This is a genomic window from candidate division KSB1 bacterium (assembly GCA_022566355.1).
Classification (GTDB): domain Bacteria; phylum Zhuqueibacterota; class JdFR-76; order JdFR-76; family DREG01; genus JADFJB01.
The window spans coordinates 23,740-31,502 of sequence record JADFJB010000052.1 but is presented as its reverse complement, the minus strand read 5'-3'; the positions used below and the strand labels follow the sequence as shown (position 1 = coordinate 31,502).

Below are 7,763 nucleotides of genomic sequence, written 5' to 3'. Positions count from 1 at the left end.
TATAGTTTTTGATTTAATCTGGAAATATTTAGAGTTCTATGATATTGAATAGTACTAGTTGAGAAGTCCAAAATCAATGATTTTCTTGAGTTTACTAATTTTTTCCTTGAGTGTCAGAATTTCTCAGATTCAGGTTGTTGCAGCTATTTTATTTCCATCAAAACCCCTTCCCAGTGGTGTATTCGGGGCTTAAACTCAACGATCCTATATAATGCCACCTCAGATAAGGGTTATATGTAAATCGTAGTTTTTAGGGGTTAAAAAGGGATGGGAGCAAAGCTGTAAAAAATGAGAACATAGTGTCTCCCAAAAATCAAAGGCTACCGATTTTCAGAGACTTTTTCAATAAAATATCCGGCGGATAGAGTTTATCCCCCACGGGGGTTTAGTTGAGCAAGAGTAAGTTTCATAGCTTCGCAGTGCTTTTGCTATTTAGAAAAATATTTAAATTTAGATATGGCGCAGCTTATCTTTTCGCCTTATAATCAACTTCTGTCTCAATAACACTTATTAAAGCATCATATGTGCGCAATTCAACTCTATCAGCAGTAATCTTATTCCACGCTGCCTTCATCCGTTGTTTCTTTGAATTCTGTTCAACTTCTGAAGCTCTACCTATCATAAGAATTCCTTGAGGTTCGCGAAAATTTGTTAGGTTAAGTGTTTCCCGTAAGTATGCCTGGGTTTCAGAACAATAATCTATATATTCTAGCAACTGAAACATAGCTTTATTTGTAGTCTTGGAAAAAAATACTCTTCCATTTTCTTCAGAAAAAATGTTCTCATTTGCCCCTTTTAATTCCAAAACATACCAAAAAAATCCATCAGAATCTCTTCCTCCTATTATATAATCAGGTCTAAGTCCATACCTGACATATTTTTGGGGCGGTCGTATTTGTTGCTGAGGAATTATCCAAGCACCATGGTGACCAGTATTCAGAAATGTTAAACAATGCGCCATCACTTGAGGGTTTGCTGCTAAGTAAGAGTCTAACTCAGATTCTGGCGAATTGTTATCAACTAAATTCTTCAATCCATCCAATTGTACTCTAGTTACTTCCTGTTTCGCGACATAATATTCTTCTGGTGGCCATCCCTCGGGATACTTCCACTCACTAGCTGGACGTATATTTATGCTCATTTATACTTTTTTATTTAGGTTACATTAAGTGTCTCGTAAGAATCTTAAATATAACTTAAAGACTTTGAACATCAATAAATATTTAGTTACTCATTATTATATGCCATTTTAAGCGTAATATTAATTATAAAATCCATACATTAAAACTTAAATAATGTTATTTCAGTTCCATCAAACTCTTCAGCAAATCCAAATTTCGTTCATGTTCTTCTAAACCTCCCGGGTGTTCCCGGGAATTTTGGGGATATTCTCAAGGCGGGGGTTATATCGGGAGCTTTACTTGTGTGGTTATCCCCCCAAAGATATGCTGGAGCCTAACAGTGGTATTGTATTGGAGCTTTCAATTGACTTGCCCTTATCACGGCTTATTTAATGCTATAATCTTGGCGGTTGATGAGCTATTATGCTCATATCTGAGATGGTATAAATTGTTACAGAAAATTATCTTGACATCCATCATTATTATTTGGGGCGTGGGGTTGCGATTCCTCAGAAAGTAATTCTTTTTTTCAGGTGGCAATAGGGTGGCAATTCTTGGTGTGACCTACTATATCCAACATTGGCTAACTATAACTAAGTCCGTTGCTCTATCCTACAGAGTCAAGAGTATTCAATCAAGGGTTTTTATGAAAAAGTGGTAACGTTTTGGTAACATTTTTTTAAACCAAAAACAAAAGCCTGAATAAATCAGGCTTAAGTTATTGTTTTTATTAGAGCCACCGACCGGATTCGAACCGGTTACCTGCTGATTACGAATCAGCTGCTCTACCAGCTGAGCTACGGTGGCTTAACATCTAAATGGTAAATTTTCTTTTGATTTCCAGTGCTAATTATAAATAAATTCCCAAAGTAGGCAAGTTTTTTTCCTTTCAGCAACGATATATATCAAAAAAACATGTTGTACACTAATACGGGTAATCGTTATGCATCTTCTTTAAAATATTGCACCATAGCACTATGATCCAAATCTTCCTTTCCGGTTTCACAAAGCTGCACGATAGCTTCCTGAACTTTTTGGGTTAACTTTGGATCATAGCCTATTTGCCTGGCTGTGGCAAGTACATTTTTTAAATCTTTGCGATGCAGGCTCAATCGAAACCCAGGCCTGAAATCCTGATTAGCGATTTTCGGAAATTTGCTGTCGAGCACAGCGCTGCCCGCCAGCCCACCTTTGATTGCTTCGAATACTGTCTGTATATTCAATCCTGCTTTTTCAGCGAAAGCAAACGCTTCTCCCATTGCTGCAATATTGATCGCCACGATCATTTGATTGACTAGCTTTGTAAAGCCACCCGAACCAACTGGTCCCACATAAACAACAGACTTTCCCATAGTTTTCAAAAGCAATAATTGCTTTTTGAATACAAACTCATCACCACCAACCATGATGGCCAGGGACCCTTCGATCGCGCCAACTTCTCCCCCACTCACTGGTGCATCGAGGAATTCAACCTCTTTTAACTTCAATTCGCTTGCTAACTTTTTCGAAACCATAGGAGCAATGGAACTCATATCAATGATGGTCATTCCGGGCCTGAGAAAGTTGATTAATCCCGATTCGCAGATTATCACTTCTTCAGATTCCGGTGAATCCGGCAACATCGTAATTATCACATCTGATCGCTCGGCCAATTCCGTAATTGTATTGCATGCAAAAGCGCCAGCTTCGGAAAGTGGTTGCATTTTAGCAGCTGTCCGGTTATAAACCGATAATGGGAAGTTGTGCTTCAAAATATTTAGGGCCATTGGTTTACCCATGACGCCTAATCCCAAAAACCCGACCGACATTTCAGTACTCATTTTAACCCTTTTTTTTATTTAATCAAAATTGAACAGTAACGATATCACCAGCTTGTACTTCTTGCAAGAGTGATAGATCACCTTTCATTTTACCGATAATGGTAACATCAGAAGCCGGCTTGATTAGGTCACCTGTGCTATCCGGCGTCGGACCGAAAAACAAGCAAATTGACTGTCCTGGCGGCCAATAGGCAATATCTCCGATTTCTACGGTTGCAACCGGTGTTTCTTGTTCAAGCCTAATCGGGATTGAAAAATAAACTTCCTCGCCATATAGCTGGGCCAAGGCTTGATAAGGACTACCTTGGTACACCAACTTGGCTGTCTCGGTGTCGTTTAATTCCAAATCAAGTTTTCCGCCCGGCAAATACAATGTTAATGAATACATGGAAACTCCTGGTTTTGCACAATATAAACAGCAGAAGTTTAAAAATCAAACCAGAACAAAAGTCAAGACAAAAAATAAATTGGCCGAATAATATAATCAAATGAGACTTGTCTTTTTTTAAAGAATTGATTAATTTCTCTACCAGAAAAAACAATGGAAAAAAAATGGCAATTAGTGATGTTTTAGAAGCAACAAAAACAAGCAGAAAAACCACACAGGATTATATTGAAATTGAAGAAAAATACGGGGCGCATAATTATCACCCACTCGATATCGTAATCGAAAGAGCCCAAGGGATCTGGGTTTACGATGTTGAGGGTAGAAAATATTTGGATTTTTTGAGCGCTTATTCGGCGGTGAACCAGGGCCATTGCCATCCTCGAATCGTCAATGCTTTAATCACCCAAGCGCAAAAAGTAGCGTTAACATCCAGGGCATTCAGGAACTGTGAACTTGGCTATTATTATAAGGAGCTCGCTGAAGTTTGTGAAATGGAAATGGTGCTTCCAATGAACAGCGGCGCCGAAGCTGTTGAAACCGCAATTAAAGTCGCAAGAAAATGGGGCTACCAGGAAAAGGGAGTTCCTGCAAATCAAGCAGAGATTATTGTTTGTGACAATAATTTTCATGGGCGCACCACCACTATCGTAGGATTCTCCACAGAAGATCAATACAAGGATGGATTTGGCCCGTTTACACCGGGATTTTCTGTCATTTCTTTTGGAGACACCCAGGCGCTGGAGCAGGCGATAACACCCAACACAGTTGCCTTTATGGTTGAGCCGATCCAGGGTGAAGGCGGTGTTCTGATCCCACCAGGTGGCTATCTGGAAGAATGCCAAAGTTTATGCAGACATAACAATGTTCTATTAGTATTAGATGAAATTCAGACCGGGTTTGGTCGGACCGGGAAAATGTTTGCCCACCAGCATGAAGATGTTAAACCGGATATGATTATTTTGGGCAAAGCCTTATCCGGAGGTATGTACCCGGTTTCTGCCGTTGCATCCTCGAAAGAAATCCTTGGCGTATTTAACCCGGGCGATCATGGCAGTACGTTCGGTGGTAATCCGTTGGCCTGTGCCGTTGCAAGGGAAGCGCTTCTAGTGATTCAGGAAGAAAACCTGGTGCAAAATTCCAAAGAGTTAGGGGACTATTTTCTGGAGAAATTAAAAACAGTAAATAGTCCTCACATCATAGAGGTTCGTGGCAAGGGCTTGTTTATTGGTGTGGAATTGAATAATGAAGCCGGTGGCGCACGCAGGTTTTGCGAAGCCTTAATGGATGAAGGCATGTTGTGCAAAGAAACCCATGAAAATGTGATCCGATTTGCGCCTCCCCTTGTGATCAAAAAGGAAGATTTAGACTGGGCTTTTGAGCGAATTCATAAAGTTTTATTGATGCCTTAATAAATCGAATAAATTGAATTCTGTGTCGAACGTAAAAACGATAAATTAAGTTGACAGAATTCAATCGCAGGTATATATTTAAAGGCTTATGAATTCGGATAAAACACCAAAGAAACGCGACAGATCACGCAAGAAAATGCAGACTCAACTGCCATTTGATAAAAACAATTACCTTTTATTTGGTTTGAGTCTTGCAATCATTTTTATCGGTTATATTTTTATGTCAATTGGGCCCTGGGATAGTTTTTCTTCATTAACAGTGGCGCCGATTTTATTGGTAATTGGATATTGTATCACCCTGCCAATTGCTATTTTGTATAAGAAAAAAAATAAATAAGTAATTGTTCTTTTCAGGTTTGGGGTCGTAGTTCAATTTGGTTAGAGCACTGGCCTGTCACGCCAGAAGTTGCGAGTTCGAGTCTCGTCGACCCCGCCAAATTGATAGCGGATTGATTTCCGCTATTTTCATTTCCACCCGGGCGCTTAGCTCAACTGGTTTAGAGTACTGCCCTTACAAGCCTGCCATTCTAATAAAATAAGGCTGTAAGTTATTGTAAATTAAAGGCTACCTTTGGGCATGGCTTTTTTTACTTAGAGCATCCAATATTCACTACTTAGCATTATTTCTTATTATTTTTCACGCCATTAAGTCGGCACTTTTCCTATTTATTATTCATCAAATCTCACAAATCGTTTTGCTTTCGCCCCCCCCGAAATATGAGGAGGTAGGGTTAGGAATACCTAGGGTTACACCAATTTTGCTGAAATTATATTTATTTGGTTTTGTTATAGACCTCCTTTGATCCTATCTAATAATTACAAATTTTTTAATCTCCGTAAATTCCCCTGTGGTTAATTTATAGAAATAGAGGCCACTCGGGAATAACAGAGCATTGACATTTACTTTGTAATTTCCTGCTTTTCCAAATTCATGAATCAAGGTGCTAACCAGTCTTCCCTGCAAATCGTAAATATCCAGCGTGACTTCGGTATCTCTCGGAATAGAATAATAAATGGTTGAATTTGTCAAAAATGGATTCGGATAATTTTGACTTAATTTTAATGCCTTTGGTGGATCGTTTAATGTTACGATAAGTTCTTCTGAATAACTAAAAGTTCCATTAAAATCAATTTGTTTAAGACGATATTTTATTTCCCCAAAAAGATCCCTAATATTGTCGCTAAATGAGTAGCTATGAATAATTGTCGAGGTGCCCTTTCCTTTAACAAACCCTATTGTTTGCCAATTTGAGTAGTAGAAACGGTCAACTTCAAAGCCATAATTGTTTGTTTCTGTTTGCGTTTGCCAATGTAATGAAACAATAGACTTGTTTAGAGTAGCACTAAAAGAAAAAAACTCAACAGATAGAAAAACCAGGGGAATAGCACTTACCCCTTCTGAAAATAGACTTTCATTACCAGCACTATCAAACGCAGATACCCAATAGAAATATTCGATACCATTAATAACAGATGTATCTATATATACTGTTTGAGATTTTGAAATTGAATCGATCCGTACTATATTATTTAACGAATCATTTGAGGTGTTTCTATAAATATTGTAAGAAGATAAATCAAAGTCTAGATATCGAAGCCAATACAAAGATATTCTTCCATCTTCAGCTATGGCACTCAAGCCTACTGGAGCAGCTAATAAAAGCCGAGTTGAAAAATTCCAGGTTGGACCAGCGATTGAAGTTTCACCGTTATTAATGTCTACATACCATTCATAATCTGTTTCGGCAAGAAGAGAAGGCCTAAACATAAATTCATTGCCTTGCCCGGAACCCTGAAGTGTAGCAATTGGAGTGAAATAGCTGTTTCGCATATCATAATTCAGACTAAATTCACTATCGAGATCATTTTCGTAATCATTAAGAAATGGGGAGTATGTTTTGACTCGAATTTCATTATCAGCCGGAGTAAACTCCATTATCCGCAACCAACCGTCACCACCATTTACTCTATCTTGATAATTTGACAGAACAGAATGAATTAAATTTCCATTAAAGGTATCTTCCCTTCTTCTTTCAACACCTATATGTCCGCACAACATTAAGAATACATTTCCATTATCCTTCAATGCGTTATAAATGGTTTGTCCCTGGTTGCTAAAAGAAGCATCACTTTCGAGGATGAAGTGGCTAACAATAATAGCTCGCTTATTGCTATGCGTTTTAAGCAAGTTATCCGCCCAATTTATGCTATCCATATTAGGTTGTGTGTCAAATTCAAGATAAATGACAATAAATTCCATCCCACCTGCATTAAAATATTCATAATGATTGTTATTATTATTTCCAAAATGACCGCCATAATATGATCGATTCTCGAATCTTGCAATCCCAAAAAATTTATTATAAAGAGTGGTGGTACCATTTGCACTACCAGGCGGGGATTGATCTCGGTTACCGACTGCCAATCCATAAGGAATACCATCAGGCAAAAATGTTGTTAAAGGATCTTCTAGTAAGCTCCATGCAGAATCTACATTAATCCATTCAACTTCGTTGCCATTATTATCGCCGTTCTGAACACAATCACCGAGTTGTGCAACAAAAGCAATGTTGAGAGAATCTTTATTATCAACAATCCACTCGGTTTGAGATTTTAAAATCTCAGGACTTCCGCCATTCAAGCTCGATGTATAGAATTGAGTATCCGGAACTCCAATCAATATAAAGTTTTTACTCGATTCATCTGTTATTTTTCGAAGGAAAAATATTACTTGAAGTGAATCATTTTCAGTATCTAAAACCTGGACTATTAATTTAGGTAATGTTGATACATTATCAGATTGGTTTGAAGGTGAAATAAGAATTGGCTGAGTAAGGCTATTACCCGTATTCGTTGCCAACTGTGCGTAAAGGGTATTACAAAATCCAATGGAAGTCAAAAAAACAAAAATTAGATTCTTCAACATTTGAATAACTAAAAATTTTTATATATATAGATTATCTTGCAACCGAAGTTAATCTTTGATTACTATTCTACAAAATAATTAGATAGCAGCACAGTTAAC

The 7,763-nt window shown here is 37.9% G+C and carries 6 protein-coding genes and 2 tRNA genes; 3 read left to right on the top strand and 5 right to left on the bottom strand.

The features are described from left to right. Positions 1-466 precede the first annotated feature (466 nt). From IIC38_10800 to IIC38_10785, 4 genes are all read right to left on the bottom strand, one after another. A complete protein-coding gene (locus IIC38_10800; GenBank protein MCH8126439.1) occupies positions 467-1,141 on the bottom strand; it encodes a DUF4263 domain-containing protein in 675 nt (224 codons plus the stop codon). Positions 1,142-1,855: 714 nt separating this feature from the next. Further along, positions 1,856-1,928 (bottom strand) — tRNA-Thr (locus IIC38_10795). A 134-nt stretch (positions 1,929-2,062) separates the two neighbouring features. Next, positions 2,063-2,929, bottom strand: coding sequence for an NAD-binding protein (locus tag IIC38_10790; GenBank protein ID MCH8126438.1), 867 nt, complete (start codon positions 2,927-2,929; stop codon positions 2,063-2,065). A gap of 34 nt (positions 2,930-2,963) precedes the next feature. Then, a complete protein-coding gene (locus IIC38_10785; GenBank protein ID MCH8126437.1) occupies positions 2,964-3,329 on the bottom strand; it encodes a hypothetical protein in 366 nt (121 codons plus the stop codon). A gap of 164 nt (positions 3,330-3,493) precedes the next feature. On the opposite strand from IIC38_10785, the gene rocD reads away from it, so the two are divergent. From rocD to IIC38_10770, 3 genes are all read left to right on the top strand, one after another. Beyond that, positions 3,494-4,738 carry an ornithine--oxo-acid transaminase gene (rocD, locus tag IIC38_10780; GenBank protein MCH8126436.1) on the top strand — a complete coding sequence of 415 codons (1,245 nt, stop codon included), beginning with the start codon at positions 3,494-3,496 and terminating at the stop codon, positions 4,736-4,738. 88 nt (positions 4,739-4,826) lie between these two features. Then, complete coding sequence (locus IIC38_10775) at positions 4,827-5,075, top strand: DUF3098 domain-containing protein (GenBank protein ID MCH8126435.1); 249 nt, start codon at positions 4,827-4,829, stop codon at positions 5,073-5,075. 21 nt (positions 5,076-5,096) lie between these two features. Beyond that, a tRNA-Asp gene (locus tag IIC38_10770) sits at positions 5,097-5,174 on the top strand. 369 nt (positions 5,175-5,543) lie between these two features. On the opposite strand, the gene IIC38_10765 is transcribed toward IIC38_10770, so the two are convergent. Beyond that, positions 5,544-7,664, bottom strand: a complete 2,121-nt coding sequence (locus IIC38_10765) for a T9SS type A sorting domain-containing protein (protein MCH8126434.1) — start codon at positions 7,662-7,664, stop codon at positions 5,544-5,546. Between the last annotated feature and the right edge of the window lie 99 nt (positions 7,665-7,763).

What these genes read in the sequence shown, in the direction of transcription:
- IIC38_10800 (MCH8126439.1), bottom strand. Translation starts at nt 1,141, where the DNA reads ATGAGCATAAATATACGTCCAGCTAGTGAGTGGAAGTATCCCGAGGGA.
- IIC38_10765 (MCH8126434.1), bottom strand. Translation starts at nt 7,664, where the DNA reads ATGTTGAAGAATCTAATTTTTGTTTTTTTGACTTCCATTGGATTTTGT.
- IIC38_10775 (MCH8126435.1), top strand. Translation starts at nt 4,827, where the DNA reads ATGAATTCGGATAAAACACCAAAGAAACGCGACAGATCACGCAAGAAA.
- IIC38_10785 (MCH8126437.1), bottom strand. Translation starts at nt 3,329, where the DNA reads ATGTATTCATTAACATTGTATTTGCCGGGCGGAAAACTTGATTTGGAA.
- rocD (MCH8126436.1), top strand. Translation starts at nt 3,494, where the DNA reads ATGGCAATTAGTGATGTTTTAGAAGCAACAAAAACAAGCAGAAAAACC.
- IIC38_10790 (MCH8126438.1), bottom strand. Translation starts at nt 2,929, where the DNA reads ATGTCGGTCGGGTTTTTGGGATTAGGCGTCATGGGTAAACCAATGGCC.